The following is a 15,060-nucleotide window of genomic DNA, read 5'->3' on the forward strand; positions in this document are numbered from 1 at the left end:
CCATCGGAAGGACGAGGACGATGACGACCGGGTCCACCGAACTGATCGACGCCGGCGGTTCGGTCGCCGCGCGGCCGAGCGACGTCTTCGATCCCCGTCAGCGCGCCAATCCGTACCCGCTGTACCGGGCGCTGCGGGAGGCGGGTCGCCACCACTGGGTGGCGCCGCAGGCGCCGAGGATCCTGATGCTCACCCGGTACGAGGACTGCCAGCGCATCCTCACCGACCCGGCCCTCGGCCACGCGGTCATGGCGGACAGCCCCTTCCGGGCGGTGGCGGACGAGGCCGGCGCCCCGCAGGTGGGCCTGCAGTCGATGCTGCGCGCCAACCCGCCGACCCACACCCGGCTGCGCCGCCTGGTCAGCAGGGCGTTCACCGCCGGCCGGGTCGGCCGCTTCGGCCCGCAGGCCCGCCAGCTCGCCGCCGAGCTGCTCGACGACGCCGTCCAGCGCGGCGAGGTGGACCTCATCGACGCCTTCGCCCGGCCGCTGCCGCTGCGGGTGATCTGCACCCTGCTCGGGGTGCCGGCCCGGGACGAGGAGGTCTTCGGCGGCTGGGCGTCGGCGCTCACCCGCGGGATCGACCCCGACCAGATGCTGTCGGCGGCGGAGCGGGCGGCCCGGGCCGAGGCGACGACCGCGTTCGCCGGCTACTTCACCGAGCTGATCGCCCGGCGCCGCGCCGAGCCCACCGACGACCTGCTCAGCGACCTCATCGCCGTCCAGGAGCAGGGCGACCACCTGTCCGGGGCGGAGCTGCTCGAACTGTGCGTGCTTCTGCTCGTCGCCGGCTACGAGACGAGCGTCAACCTGCTCGCCGGCGCCGTCCTCGCGCTCGCCCGGGACCCCGAGCAGTACGCGGCGCTGCGCGCCCGACCCGACCTGGTGCCGGCCGCGGTCGAGGAGGCGCTGCGGTTCGACCCGCCGATCCAGTGGTTCGGCCGCACCGTGCTGGTGGACGAGGTCGAGATCGCCGGGCAGCGGCTGAACGCCGGTGAGGGTGTCCTGGCGCTGGCCGCCGCCACGCACCGCGATCCCGCCGTCTACCCGGATCCGGACCGCTTCGACGTCACCCGCTACGCCGGCCCCACCGCGCCGCCGCGTCACTTCGGCTTCGGCCAGGGCATCCACTACTGCCTCGGCGCGCCGCTGGCCCGGCTCGAGACGGAGATCATGCTCGGCGCGTTCGTCGAACGGGTCGCCCGGGTGGAGATCGCCGCCGAGCCGGCGTACCGCCCGCACCTGTCCGTGCGCGGCCCCTCGACCCTGCCGGTCCGGCTCACCCCCGCCGGCTGACGTCGCCCGCCGGCTGACCTCGCCCCCCGCCGTCTTAGCTGCCCAGCCGTCGCCGTCGCCCTGCCAGGCCTGTCGCCCTGCCAGGCCTGTCGCCCTGCCAGGCCTGTCGCCCTGCCGGACGCGACGTCGGGTTCGTGACGGGTTCGGCGTCTCTGCCGGCGGTGCGACGGGCGTTATAGTCGGGCCACGGATGGTTTCTTTCGACCCGCGGCCGTCACAGCGGCGGGAACGTCGACGCCGCGAGGGCCGTGTGCGTGAGAACGGTGTGCGCGAGAACCGGGTGAACGTGCCGGGGCACGGTGGGATCGTGCGGGCCCACGTCCAGGCGGTGCTGCCCGACTACGACATCGGCGCGGAGCTCGGCCAGGGCGGATTCGGCCGGGTGCTCGCCGGGCGGCATCGCCGCCTCGACCGGCCCGTCGCGATCAAGGTGTTGGAACTGCCCGCGGCGGATCCCGCCGCCGTCGCGGACGTCGACGCCGAGGCGCAGATCATCGCCCGGCTCGACCATCCGCACATCGTTCGGGTCTACGACTACATCCGCACCCCCGAGCTCGCGCTGATCGTGATGGAGCTGCTGCCCGGCGGCACGCTCACCCGGCGGGCCGCCGAGGGGCTCACCCCGGCGGACGCCTGCGCGGTCGTCGCCGCCGTCGCCGTCGCCCTCGACCGCGTGCACCGCGAGGGCCTCCTGCACCGCGACATCAAGCCGTCCAACATCCTGTTCGCCGCCGACGGCTCGCCCCGGCTCACCGACTTCGGTATCGCCCGGCTGCTGGAGGCGACCGGCGCCGCCGAACCGACCAGCGTGATCGGCTCGACGCCGTACCTGGCGCCCGAGCAGTTCGACCTCGCGGTCCCCGGCGTCGGCGTCGACGTCTACTCGCTCGGCGCGGTCCTCTACGAGCTGTTGGCCGGGACGCCGCCGTTCGGTGTCGACCGGCGCCCGCACGTCATGGCCGAACGCCACCGCAGCGCCGCGCCCCGCCCGCTGCCGTCCGCGGTGGCCGGCCTCGGTGCGGTGACGATGCGGGCGCTGGCGAAGCACCCGGCCGACCGGCAGCCCGGCGCCCTCGCCTTCGCCGAGGAGCTCGTCGCCGCCGCCACCTGGACGTTCGGCCCTGACTGGCTCGCCGCCAGCGGCATCAGCTTCCGCGGCGACGAGGACCTGCGCCAGCTCGCCGGCAGCGTCCCCGTCACGCCGACGCGTCGCTACCCGCCGGATCGGCCGCTGACGACGGCAAGCTGGGGATGGCGATCCGACCCGCCGGTGCCGCCCGGTGGCCCGCCTGCCGGGCGTGGCGGCTGGGTGGGGTGGTCCGCGACGGTGAGCATCGCCGTCGCGGTGGTGGTCGTGGCGGTGGTGGTGATGCTGCTGTTGACCGGGGTGCTGCAGGTCGGTCGGGGCGGTGACACGCCCACGGCGGCGCCCGCGAGCAGCCGGCCGCCGGCGGTGTACCCGGTCAGTGCGCCCGTCCCGCTGCGCGGGCTGATCAGCCTGACGGCGGACGCCACCGCCGTGACCAGCGCCGATGGTGGCGGCGTCTACCTGTCTGACTCCAGCCAGCACGCCGTGACCCGATTCGACGGCACGGCGGCGACGACCGTCGTCGGCCGTGTCGACGGGGCCGACCGGATCGGACAGCCGGGTCAGGCCCGGGACGAGCCGACGGCGGTCGCGGCATTGCACCGACCGGCCGGCGTGGCCGCCGCGGGAGGTTCCGTCTTCGTCGCGGACGAGTGGAACTGCGTGGTCCGGCGGGTCTACCGCCCGGCCGGGCAGCCGTGGCGGATCGAGACCGTCGCCGGGCGGCCCGCGGCCGGAGAGGGCGCCGACGCCGTGTCGGACCCGACCGCCTCGGCGACGGGCGATCCGGACGCGGGGCGCGCGCCGGCCGACATCTGCCCGCGGGGCGGTGGGGACGGCCCGCGCGGCGTCGGGGCCCAAATCGGGACGCCGTCCGCGGTCGCCGTCGGCCCGGGGAACGCCCTGTACATCGCCACCGGGTACGCCGGGCAGGTCTGGCGGATCGACCCGGGCGGCGGCTCCGGCGCCTACCGCTCCACCGCGGCCCGCCTGATCGCGGGCGACGGGGCCGGCGCGGACGGGGACCGGCGGGCAACCCGGGAGCGCTCCTACTCGGCGCGTTCCGACCGCGCCACCGAGGTTGCGCTGGAGAACGCCTACAGCGTCGCGGTCGACGGCGCCGGCCGGGTGTTCGTCCTGTCCTACGCCGACGGTTACGCCCGCATTCACCTCGTCACCGGCCAGACGATCACCACCCTCGTCCAGCAGCGCCTCGACCGGGCGCCGATCACGACCCTCGCCCCGGCTCCCGACGGCACCGGCGTGCTGTACACCGAGCCCGGCTCCCGCAGCATCCGGCGCCTGACACCGACGAGCGCCGGGACCTGGGACGCGCGCACCCTCGTGACCGGGACGTGCGTGGGCGACACCGAGCGCCTGTTCTCCGTCGCCGTCGACCGCGGCGGCGACCTGTACTACTCCTGCAACGACGCGACCCAGGCCTCCGTCTACCGGGTGACCGCGCGCATCCTGGCCGCCGCCGGAGGCACCGGCTCCGGCACCGGTCCCGGCCAGCGCGTCCTGTACTGAGCCGGACCGGGGCCGGTCCGTCGGGCTCGGGCCCGGTCAGTCGCGGCGGGCCCGGTCGATGACCTCCTCGGCCGTCAGCGGTGAGGACGGGTGGTGGCTCAGGCAGAGCGGGGTGCGGATCTTCTCGAAGGCCAGCGACTCACTGGTGGCGTAGAACTCGCCGACGCCGAGCTGGCCGATGTCCGGCGCGTCACCGCCGGCGTTGCGGGCCATCATGCGGGCGGCGTCGATCTGCGTCGGCGCGTTGAGCCGGCCGAACAGCTGGGTCGTCGCGTTGCCCGGGATGCCGTTGTGCAGGTTCTTCGGTGCCTGGGTCGCGAACACCAGCCCGAGGCCGTACTTGCGGGCCTGCGACGCGAGGACCAGCGTGCTGGCGGTGCAGGCCGTCGTCGGCCCGGCGGGGGCGAACGTCTGCGCCTCGTCCATCACGAACAGGCCGCCGAGGGGCCGCTCGCCGGCGGGATTGCGTTTCACCCAGGAGAACAGGGCGAGCTGGAGCTGGTTGACGAAGCTCTGCCGCTGCTCGTCCTGGGGCAGCCCCACCATGCTGATCACCGAGATCCGGGCTCGCCGGCCGTCCGCCGGGCGCAGCAGCGTCGCCGGGTCGACAGGCTCCCCCTGGCCGCCGAACAGCGGATCGGTGACCATCGCGGCCCGCAGCGCCTGCGCGAGCTCGATCGGCCGTTTGTTCGTGTGGTCGAGGCCCTCGACGATGCCGTCCGGAAGGTCGGCCAGCAGGTCCACGAACGAGGCCAGTCCCGTGCGGTTGCCGCGGGCGAAGTGACGGAGCGCCGCGGTGAGGATCGCGCGGCCCACGCTGGCCCGGGCGGTGTTGCCGGTGACGTTCGCCCGGGCGGCCAGGGTCGCCACCGCCGCGTCGATCGCGGCCTCGAACTCGTCGGGATCGTCGCGCAGGCTCGCGAAGTCGGGCAGCGGCTGGAAACTCAGCGGCCGGCCTCCGTCCCGGCGCGGCGTCCAGATCACCACGTCGGTCGCGGCCAGGTACTCGGCGGCGGCGTCCGCGTCTGCGTCGGCCCAGCCGGACGGCGAGGCCGGCCAGGCGTCGCCGAGGCGGGCCAGGTCGTTGTTCGGATCGAGCACGATCGACGATACGCCCCGCAGCGCGCACTCCTCGACGAGGCGCCGGATGAGGACGGTCTTCCCCGACCCCGAGCCCGCGAAGATCGCCACGTGCCGCCGCAGCACCGACAGATCGACACGCGCCGACGCGCCGTCGGCGGACGCCGCCCCGAGCACGAACGTCGACGCGGACCTGGACGTCGACATGGGCGTGGGCGCCCAGGCGGACGCGGGTGTGGATGTCGAGGTGTATGCCGATGCGGGCGTGGACGTCGTCGGCGGCACCGCGGCGGTGGACCCGCGTTTCCGCGCCCCGAGGCCGTCCGACGCGGCCACCTCTGCCGTCGAGCCGGTCGCACCCCTGGCTCCGGTCGCGTTGGCCAGGGCGGTGCGCAGCAGGGAGGTGGTGCTGGCCGGGCGGCGCGAGGTCAGCCAGTCGCGCAGTCCGGGCCGGCGCTGGTCGAGCAGCGTCCGCAGTGCGGTGAAGGTGGCCAGGTCGTCCGGGTCCAGGGGCAGCAGGCGACCGCCGGCGTCGGCGAAGGCGGTGAGCGCCTGCTGGGTCTTCGCCCCCCTGCTCCACTCGGAGTCGGCGCCGCGCAGCAGGAACAGCTGGCGGCGCGGGTTGCCGGCGACGATGCCGGCGCTGGTGCACGCGGTCGTGATGCGGGGCAGGATCGCGTTGCCGTGGCTGGCGGTGATCGCGCGGAAGCACCAGTGCGCCTGTTCGCCGGTGTCCCGGTCGAGGGTGCGCGAGAGCCGGGCGTGCAGCGGCGGTCGGGTGCTCGGGCTCGGATCGAGATCGAAGTCGGCGCCGGCCGCGCCGTTCTCGGCGATCCACGCGGTGAGCCCGGCGTTCAGCAGCGCCGGTACGACGAAGTCCTCGTTGGCCGGGATGACGGCCGGAACCTCGGTGCGCAGCCCGGCGAACTCCGCGTCGATGGCCACGAGCAGCGCGGGATCAGCGCCGATGCGGGGCCCGCCACCGTCGGGTCCCTGGACGTCCTGGTCGGTGTCCTCCTGCCGATCGCCGTCGACGTCGTCCTCGTCCTCGGCTCTGCTGACGTCGTCGGTGCGCGGGGCCATGACGATGATGTCGTCCTGGTCGCGCAGTCTGCCCGGCACCTGGTCCGTGAAATCGTGCAGTTCGCGGACCACGCCGTCCGCCAGGCATTCGTCCACATGCCGGACGATGCGTTGGAGCAGCTCGCGCGGTGTGTACTGAGGAGCCCCGTCGAAGGCCGCGCGGGCCACCGGCCAGGTCGGATAGGGCGGGATGAAGCCGATCCGGCCGAACTCCTCGCCAAGCCGGCGCTCGACGATCGTGGAGGTGATCGCCGGATCATCCAGTCTGCTCAGCGGCATGCCGTCACTGAAGCGGTCGCGAAGCGACGTCACCGCTCGCTCACGGAATCTGATCCAGGTCGCCGGTAGGCAGGTGAGCAGGCACAGCGTTCGTTCGGTGCGTTCGTGCAGGACCAGCAGGCCGTTCGCCAGCGCGTTCAGATACAGATCACCGTCGCCGGAGGCGGGCGGACCGTCGCCGCGTACCGGCGCCTCGGTCACGACCCCGTCGATCTGGTCCATGGCGAGGATGCTGGGGCCGGTCAGCGCCAGCAGCCGGGACAGGTCATGGACGATCTCCATGGGCGGCCGGGCCTCGGATCGGATTCCCCAGCGCGCCCGCTCGCCCGGCTCCTGTTCGCTCAACGAGCGCAGGTACGCATCACCGACGGGGATGTCGTCAAAGGTGCCCGCCTTGTACAGGACGAAAGCCGCGAGGGTTTCGCGACATTGTCGGATCAGCGCCGGATAGCGCCGTCCGAACGCGGTGAGGAGGTCTTTGAGATGCTTCGGACGCAGCGTGGCATCACCGAGGAGGGCGGCGGCCACCCTGGGCGGCAGGGCGAGCTGCTCGCAGAGCCGGCGCAGGAATCTGTCCGCCTGCGTCTCCCCGTCGAGTTCCCGCCACAGGTCGGCCAGCATCGCGCTGACGACGCCCGCGCCGAAGTTCTCGCCGCTGGGCGCGCCGAGCAGGAAGAAGTAGCCGCCGCGGGCCACGACCTGCTGGCGCGTCCAGCCGAGCAGGTGGGTCTTGCCGGTGCCGGCCTGGCCCTGGATGACGACGCCGATGGGGTTGCGGGCGGTGGTCTGGTCGAGCTTGGCCAGGATTCTGGTGCGCTGCTGGGTGTGCACGCCGTCAACGTGCACCGGCGAGGTGTGCCAGACGTCGTCGAGATCATGCACCCAGCCGAGCGTGATGGCAGCGAGGGCGTCCAGTTCGCTGATCATGCCGAGCCGATCAGCAGCAGGTGGCTGTCGTGGTCACCGATGCGCACCGCCGCCGCGTGGTCGGCCGCGGTGAGCGACTTCTGGTCCTCGTCCGGCACGATGCGGACGTCAGGCTGCCGCGCCATCTGGCGCAGCACGCGGTCCACCCCCGGTTTCGCCGCGTCGCCGAGCAGTGGTCGCACGAGTGCGAGCCGGACCCAGTCGAAGGGCCCGCTGGCCAGCCGGGCATAGGCCGCCCGGATCGCCAACTCCAGATCCTCGGCCGAGGCGGCCGCCGTTCGTGCCGCGTCGGCCGCCGACCCGTTCGTCGCCGTCGCCGTCCCGCGGTCGCCGGCCGCGACAACCGCGGGACCGCTGTCGGGGGCGGCGGCAGGGACGGCGGCGGGACGAGTTGGCACGGGTGGCGGCTCGGAGCGGAAGACGTCGCCGGCCGCCAGGCGCTGGCGGCCGACGAACCGGTGGATGACGGCGGCGATGGCGAACAGGAACGAGGAGGGCACCGTCCCGGTGGGCGCCGTCGCCCGCGGCGCCATCTCCTGCTGGGCGCGGGCCCAGCCAGCGTCGGTGACCTCGTGGAAGATGACGTTGCCGTGCCCGGGCACCTTGCCGCTCTCGACGAGCCGCAGGTCGTTGAGCCGACGACGCTCCGCGCCCGTCAGCGTGAAGCCCAGCGTGTTCTTCAGCACCGTGTTCGAGACGGGCTGGTCCTGGGTGAGCAGGACCAGGAGGATGGCTGCCTCACGGTCGGTGAGGGCGGATCTGTCGCGGTTCGCCGCCGCGTCGCGGGTCATGGGACTTCCCTTTCCTTTCTTCCGGCGTCTGGCGAGACGCCTGGACGTGGCGTTCGATCTCGTCGACGACGGTGTCGACGTCGTCGAAGATCCGGCTGTTGGTGAAACGCAGGACGACGAATCCGTCGAACTGGAGCTCGTTGTCGCGCCGCCGGTCGCTCTCGTAGTGCGACAGGCCGCGGTGCTCCGGACCGTCCACCTCGACGACCAGCCGCTCGGCCCGCCAGATCAGGTCGAGGTAGTGGAGGTCGGACAGCGGCGTCGACCGGTACGGCTGGTTCCAGGCCCGACCGCCCGCCCATGGCCGAGCGGTCAGGGCGTTCTCAAGCCGGCGTTCCGCGCGGCTCGCCGGGTGGGGCTGTCCCACCACCGCGGGCAGCATCGCCCGGGCACCGGACGCGCCGGCTGGAGACCGTCGCGCGGTGGCTCCCGACCCGGAGCCCGCGAAGGGCGTCCGGGAGACGGCGGGTTCGTCGGATGGCGGCGCGGGCGTCGCTCGCGGTGGCGTCGAGCGCGGTGGCGACGTTCGGGTCAGCGAGGATCGGGCCGGCGACGTTCGGCTCGACGAGGATCGCGGCGCGGCACCGCCGGGCGCCGCACTCGCCTGACCCGCGGGCGCACGAGCTGGCCGCGGGGTGCGGCGCGGACCGGCTGGCCACGGCACTGTGGGAACCGGCCCGTCCACCGGATGCGGGCGGCCACTGGCGGGGCACGCCAGCGCCCTCGTCCGCCCGCCGGACGCGTCGGCGGGGCGAGCGGTGAGCCAGACACCCGCCCGTCCCTGGTAGGTGAACCAGGTGAGCAGTTCAAGTAGGCGCTTCTGGTCGCCGATGGGCACGGTCGGCGCGGAGGGGTCGACCAGCAGCACCAGCCGTTGCCGCTGGAACCCGCGGGCGATCGCCCAGGCCGCGCCGGCGGCGCGCACGTCGGGCGGAAACGTCGACGCCCGCGGGGCCGGGGATCCGCGGAGCGCGCGTTCGGCGAGCTCGGCGAGATAGGGGGCGAAGACGTCGGCCTCGGTGGCGGCACGCCTGGCCAGGGCCCGGACCGCTGCCGCCCCGCTGCCGCCCGCCGACTCGATGTGCTCGGCGCCGGGCAGCCAGGCCGGATACATCGTCGCGGCGACGGCCTCCAGGTCGGCGAGCAGCGCACGCTGGCCGGCGGCGAGCGAGCCCATCGGGAGTGGACGGTAGGCGACGATGGCGGGGGCGTCGTCGGGCAGCGGGTCGAGCGCGGACCGGACAGCCGCGTCGGTCGTGTCGGCCAGCTGCACGACGCGATCCGCGGGCAGCGCCGCCCAGGGCAGCGTCGTCCGGGTTCGATGGCCGCCCTGAGCCTGACGAGACGGAGGGGTCAGCCGTGGAGTGCCGCGCGTACTGGCCCTTGGACGGCCATCGTCCGCGGCGCCCGCGGCTGTGCCCGCATCCGCATCCGTGGTCGTATCGGCTTCCGTGGCCGAATCAGCTTCTGCATCCGTGGTCGTATCGGCTTCCGTGGCCGAATCAGCTTCTGCATCCGTGGTCGTATCGGCTTCCGTGGCCGAATCGGCTTCTGCATCCGTGGTCGTATCGGCTTCCGTGGCCGTGCAGGGTGCCGGAGTGCCTGTCGCGCCTGGCCGCGTCGGCCGCTGCGGATCCGCGCTGGCCGACGGATCGTCGTCGAGGCGCGCCGTCATGGTGGTGCCGGTCGGAGTTCTGTCGCTGCGCGCCGGGACGGGGCTGCCGGGCTCGGCCCCCACGTCGGCCTCGTCGTGGGAGGTGGTGCCGGCGCCCGGTGGGTGGGAGGCGATGTGGGCAGCGGTGGGGAACGCGGGCTGGACGCGGGGCGGTGCGGCTGGCTCGGATCGGCGGGGAAACGGTGGTGCGAAGGCGGGCTTCGCCCGTCCGTCGATCGTGTGCCGGACGCGAGTCAGGAGCGTGGCCCGAGCGTCGTCCTCGGCGAGACCGAAGAGGTTGATCGGGGCGAGCCGGCTCAGCAGCCCCGGCAGGTCGCATTCCTCGATCCGGACCGGTACCACGCGCCGATCCGCTGCCGACGGGTCGGCGGCGATGGCAGCCTGCCATCCCGGTGAGTCATCCAGGGTCCGCAGGTGCGCCGCCGACAGAACGATGATGGTGCGTTCCGCGTTGACGAGGCCGTCCTGAATATGCGTACTCGTGTTCGATCCGGGCACGACATCCCAGCCGTGGAACAGGACGTGATAACCCGCGGACTCCAGCTCCCAGGCGAGCCACGCACCCCAGGAGAGATCATCCTTGGCGCAGGACAGAAAGAAATGCCAGCCCGCCGCCACGCCGTACCCCCGTTTCGGGTCGTCCCCCATGCCGACCCGTTTCGCATTATGCCACCCCCGCCCCGGGGCATCGGAACAGAGGTGAGGTCCCTGGTCGGAAAGTGTGCGACCTGGTTTTCGGCGCGTGTTTCTGTCCGGGATTCGGCAGGACGGTGACATCGGCGCATACAGGAACGGCTTCTCCGGAAAGCCTGGTGGCCGCCGGGCGATGCTCGCTCCAGGTCGCCGCGGCGGTTCGCTCGCCTGGAGGTGCACCCTGGCGGGATGATGCTCAGGAAGCGGACCGACCGGGTTCGCCGGGGAGGGGTCGATGGCCGGCGGGAGTCGGGTGCTCTATGTCGTGGCGTGTGGGGGATATCCGGCGGCGGAGCTGCCGGACTTCGTCACGCACGCACGCGGTGTGGGCTGGGATGTGTGTGCCGTTGTCACGCCGGCGGCGACCGGGTTCGTGGACGTCGAGCGGCTCGCCGAGCTGACCGGCCATCCCGTCCGCGCCGAGTACAAGCGGCCGGGAGAGCCGGACGTGCTGCCGCCGGCCGACGCCTTCGTCGTGGCCCCGGCGACGTTCAACACCGTCAACAAACTGGTGGCCGGTATCTCCGATACCCTGGCCCTCGGCCTGCTCAACGAGGCGCTCGGCGCCGGTCTGCCCATTGTTGTGGCGCCGTACCCGAACAGCGCGCTGGCCGGGCATCCCGCCTACGCGGCGAGCCTGGCCGCGTTGCGGGAATGGGGCGTCCGGCTGGTGTTCGGCGCACCCGGAGATCCCCGCGGCGGGGCTGATCAGGCGGGCCGGGAGAACACCATCTTCCCCTGGCCCGAGCTGCGGGACATCGTCAGGACGCTGTAGCTGTCTGTTCGGAGCCGCGTGTCCCGGTCGGGAGTCGTGCGTCCCGTTCAGGCCTCCAGCGCGCGGGGCGTGGACCGGGCGGTGAGGGTGTTCGGGGCGTGGACGGCGATGCGACGCGGGCGGGCCGCCGGGGTGACCGGGATGCGCAGGGTGAGGACGCCGGCGTCGTAGCGGGCCTCGATGCGGTCGCTGTCGAGGGCGTCGCCGAGGTGCAGGCGGCGGCTGAGCCGGCCGCTCGGGCGCTCGGCGATGTGCATCGGCGTGCCGTCGGCGACGGGGGAGCGGCGTTCGGCGGCGACGGTCAGCACGTCCCGCTCGACGGACAGGTCGATCGAGGCCGGGTCGACGCCGGGCAGGTCCAGGTGCACGAGATAGTCGTCGCCGAGCCGGTAGACGTCCATCGGTATCGCCGACGGCCGCGACATCGCGGCGAACATCTGCTGTGTGAGCCGGTCCAGATCACGGAATGGATCGCTGCGGATGAGCATCGGACCTTCTCCCGTCCAGGCCGCGCCGCGAAGGTGCGCGACGGTTCTTCTCCGCTCGCCGACCATGAGATCAGCCGCGCGGCCACATCGGCAAGTCCGCCCCCACGGTCGGGCCGGCCAAACGGTCGCGTCACACCCTCTGCAGGCCCTCGAACTCCCGGTCGTCGACGCTGCGCAGCCCGTCAAGGTTCACGTTGTTCTGCAGGTCGGTGACTGTGGCGAAGGAACCGATCTCGGTTCCGTCGGCGGCTGTCACCCGCAGCAGGAAATCGCCGTATTCCTCCTCGACGGCGAGGTTGAGCAGCTCGATCAGACTCCCCGCTCCCGTGATCCATCGCATGACGTCAATCCTGCGTGACGGCGCGCAGTGCGTCGAGAGTCATAGCGACCGCGCGGCGGGGGTCGGAGTACCCGCGCGACCCGCGGCCAGGTGCGGCGGTACCGACGGCCGTGCGACCCGGTTGCCGGGCCGACGGCCGTGGACGTCCGCCGGCCCGGCGCGCGGGCACACGACCTCGGAATGCCTGGCAGCCGGGCCTCGGATGATGGCCCGGCGGCCCCGCCTGGGAAGGTCCGCCGTCAGTCGCGCGGGGGAGTCACCGTGGCGCCCGGCCAGACCCAGTCGCGGATCTCGGGCAGGTCCTCGAGGTGTTCGCGGACGTAGTCGTGGTGGCGTTCCAACTGGGTCTCGCAGTGGGTGACGAGCCGGTCGGAACCGGGTGCGGTGGTGCGGGCGAACTCGACCGCGAGCCGGGCCAGGTGATACCGGCTGACATTGTTGCGGACCACCATGTCGAACGGCGTGGTGGTGGTGCCCTGCTCCTCGAATCCGCGGACGTGGAAACGGCCCGAGTTCGGACGTCCGTGCAGCAGCTGGTGGACGGCCCGGCGGTATCCGTGGAAGCCGACGACGACATCCGTCTGATCCGTGAACAGTGCACGGAACAGCGGCGCGGAGAAACCGTGCGGATGCAGGTCGGGACGCAGCAGTGCCATCAGGTCGATGACGTTCACGACGCGGACGGACAGGCTCGGCACGAAGCGGCGCAGCAGCTCGGCGGCGGCCAGGATCTCCATCGTCGGCACATCGCCGATGCCGGCGAGGACGACGTCCGGCGAACGGCCGAGCTCCGACTCGGTGCCGGCCCAGTCCCAGACAGACCCGCCGCGGGCCGCGTGCTCGGCCGCCTCGTCCGCCGTCAGGTACTGCAGATGTGGCTGCTTGTCGGCGACGAGCAGGTTCACATGGTCGCGGCTGCGCAGGCAGTGGTCGGCCACCGACAGCAGGCTGTTCGCGTCCGGCGGCAGCCACACCCGCACCACCTCGCCGGACAGCGACAGCGCCGTGTCGATGAGGCCCGGGCCCTGGTGGGAGAAGCCGTTGTGGTCGTTGCGCCAGCAGGTGCTGGTCAGCAGCACGTTCAGGCTCGGCACCGGCTCCCGCCACGCCAGGCGCGCCCCCTCCTGCAACCACTTGGCGTGCTGGATCAGCATCGACGCCGACACCATCGCGAACGCCTCGTAGGTGGCGAACAGCCCGTGCCGCCCGGTGAGCGTGTACGCCTCCAGCCAGCCCTGGCACAGGTGCTCGGAGAGCACCTCCATTGCCCGGCCGTCGGGGGAGACCCGGTCGTCGAGCGGGTCGATCGGGGCGACCAGGCAGCGGTCGGTGACGTCGAGGATCGCGCCGAGCCGGTTGCTGGCCAGCTCGTCCGGGCTGAACGCGCGGAACGTCGTCGGGTTGTCCCGGTAGACGTCGCGCAGCAGTTCACCGAGCGCGCGGGTCGTCTCGTACGGGTCGGCGCCGCGGCGCGCCGGGTCGATGGGCAGGGTGTAGTCGCGCCAGTCCGGGATCGTCAGCGCGACGGTGCGCCGTCCGCCGTTGGCGTAGCTCGTCGCGCCGAGGCGTTTGTCCCCGCGCGGGGCGAGGTCCGCGAGGTCGGCGACGAGGCGCCCGTCCTCGTCGAACAGCTCGTCCGGCCGGTACGAACGCAGCCACCGCTCCAGCTGGGCGAGGTGCGCCGGGTTGTCCCGGACGCCGGCGAGCGGCACCTGGTGGGCGCGGAACGTGCCCTCCACCCGGACGCCGTCGACCTCGTGCGGGCCCGTCCAGCCCTTCGGCGTGCGCAGCACGATCGCCGGCCAGCGCGGGGTGGCCGTGAGCGGAGGTGCGTCCGGTCGTCGAGCCTCGTGCTGGATCTGTCGGATGGCGTGGTGCGCGTCGGCGAGGGCCTCTGCGAAGGCGCGATGGACCTCGCGGACGTCGTCGCCCTCGACCCACAGCGTGTCGTAGCCGTGCCCGTGGAGGAAGGCCGTCACCTGCTCGCGGCTACGGCGACCCAGCACCGTCGGATTGGCGATCTTGTACTGGTTGAGGTTGAGGATCGGCAGCACCGCGCCGTCCCGCGCCGGGTTGAGGAACGAGATGCCCTTCCAGCTGCCCTCCAGCGGCCCCGTCTCCGCCTCGCCGTCGCCGACGACGGCCGTGACCAGCAGGTCCGGGTTGTCGAAGACGGCGCCGAAGGCGTGCACGAGCGCGTAGCCGAGCTCGCCGCCCTCGTGGATGGAGCCCGGCGTCGGGACACTGACGTGGCTGGGGATGCCACCCGGGGTGGAGAACTGGGCGACCAGCCTCGTCAGGCCGGCCGTGTCCGCCGAGACGCGCGGGTAGATCTCCGAGTAGGTGCCCTCGAGGTAGGTGTTGGCGACCAGCGCCGGACCGCCGTGCCCCGGGCCGGCGACGTAGAGGGCGTCCTGGCCGGTCTCGGCGATCAGCCGGTTCAGGTGGACGTAGACGAGGTTCAGCGCCGGGGACGTCCCCCAGTGGCCGAGCAGCCGGGGCTTGATGTGCGCGGGGGTCAGCTGCTCCCGCAGCAGCGGGTTCGTCCGCAGGTAGATCTGCGCGACCGTCAGGTAGTTCGCCGCGTTCCAGTAGGCGATCAACCGGTCGAGCGTCTGCTCGTCCGGCGCCGGCAGGCGTTCCGTGCTGGTGCTGGTGCTGGTGCTGGTGCTGGTCTCGTTCTCGCCGTGTGCGACGACGGCGGGGGTAGCGATCATACGTCACCTCGTCCTCGTGCGTGTCTCCGTATCCGGAACGCCGCCGTGGGACGACCTCGCGACGGCCCGGCCGCGCCGCGCCGTGGCGCCCTGGCCACGCCGCGGGCCCCGCGTCGCCACGCGATGCCCCACCCGGCCGCTCGTGGCGAGGTCACACATGATGTGCGAGCGACCAGTGCGATCCCGCCCCATGCTTCCCTATCGACCCCGCGTCCCGGTCACCCGCCAAGTGATGTCATCCTCCCGTTACCGACCGTTGCCCCGCCAGGCTGGACGCCAGTGGCTCCGGAGACGCCGGAT

Annotated in this window: 9 protein-coding genes; 3 read left to right on the forward strand and 6 right to left on the reverse strand. The window is 73.1% G+C overall.

All coding sequences use genetic code 11. From position 1 onward, the window contains the following. Positions 1 to 20: 20 nt before the first annotated feature. Together AC6EXY_RS21025 and AC6EXY_RS21030 are read left to right on the forward strand one after the other, a co-directional pair. Positions 21 to 1,295 (forward strand): cytochrome P450, encoded by a 1,275-nt coding sequence (locus AC6EXY_RS21025; RefSeq protein WP_101830891.1) that lies wholly within the window; start codon positions 21 to 23, stop codon positions 1,293 to 1,295. 250 nt (positions 1,296 to 1,545) lie between these two features. Continuing rightward, entirely contained in the window at positions 1,546 to 3,912 is a 2,367-nt protein-coding gene (locus tag AC6EXY_RS21030; RefSeq protein ID WP_499817540.1) for a serine/threonine-protein kinase, read from the forward strand. Between the two features lie 36 nt (positions 3,913 to 3,948). Here AC6EXY_RS21030 and AC6EXY_RS21035 read toward each other — a convergent pair whose 3' ends face one another. The 3 genes from AC6EXY_RS21035 to AC6EXY_RS21045 are packed head-to-tail and all read right to left on the reverse strand — an operon-like array spanning position 3,949 to position 10,395. After that, positions 3,949 to 7,281, reverse strand: a complete 3,333-nt coding sequence (locus AC6EXY_RS21035) for a helicase HerA domain-containing protein (protein WP_101830893.1) — start codon at positions 7,279 to 7,281, stop codon at positions 3,949 to 3,951. Then, positions 7,278 to 8,072 carry a hypothetical protein gene (locus AC6EXY_RS21040; protein ID WP_101830894.1) on the reverse strand — a complete coding sequence of 265 codons (795 nt, stop codon included), beginning with the start codon at positions 8,070 to 8,072 and terminating at the stop codon, positions 7,278 to 7,280. Before AC6EXY_RS21040 ends, AC6EXY_RS21035 begins: the two co-directional genes overlap by 4 nt. After that, on the reverse strand, positions 8,020 to 10,395 hold the full coding sequence (locus AC6EXY_RS21045; protein ID WP_499817539.1) for a TIR domain-containing protein: 2,376 nt from the start codon (positions 10,393 to 10,395) through the stop codon (positions 8,020 to 8,022). Before AC6EXY_RS21045 ends, AC6EXY_RS21040 begins: the two co-directional genes overlap by 53 nt. A 280-nt stretch (positions 10,396 to 10,675) precedes the next feature. On the opposite strand from AC6EXY_RS21045, the gene AC6EXY_RS21050 reads away from it, so the two are divergent. Next, entirely contained in the window at positions 10,676 to 11,215 is a 540-nt protein-coding gene (locus AC6EXY_RS21050; RefSeq protein ID WP_101830764.1) for a flavoprotein, read from the forward strand. 47 nt (positions 11,216 to 11,262) lie between these two features. Here the strand turns inward: AC6EXY_RS21050 and AC6EXY_RS21055 are convergent, their stop codons facing one another. The 3 genes from AC6EXY_RS21055 to AC6EXY_RS21065 all read right to left on the reverse strand — a co-directional run bounded on the left by AC6EXY_RS21055 (position 11,263) and on the right by AC6EXY_RS21065 (position 14,760). After that, on the reverse strand, positions 11,263 to 11,703 hold the full coding sequence (locus tag AC6EXY_RS21055; RefSeq protein ID WP_101830763.1) for an Hsp20/alpha crystallin family protein: 441 nt from the start codon (positions 11,701 to 11,703) through the stop codon (positions 11,263 to 11,265). Positions 11,704 to 11,833: 130 nt separating this feature from the next. After that, positions 11,834 to 12,043, reverse strand: a complete 210-nt coding sequence (locus tag AC6EXY_RS21060) for a hypothetical protein (protein WP_101830762.1) — start codon at positions 12,041 to 12,043, stop codon at positions 11,834 to 11,836. Between the two features lie 239 nt (positions 12,044 to 12,282). Then, positions 12,283 to 14,760 carry a phosphoketolase family protein gene (locus tag AC6EXY_RS21065; protein ID WP_499817538.1) on the reverse strand — a complete coding sequence of 826 codons (2,478 nt, stop codon included), beginning with the start codon at positions 14,758 to 14,760 and terminating at the stop codon, positions 12,283 to 12,285. Positions 14,761 to 15,060: the final 300 nt, after the last annotated feature.

It is taken from the genome of Frankia sp. RB5, assembly GCF_059816245.1.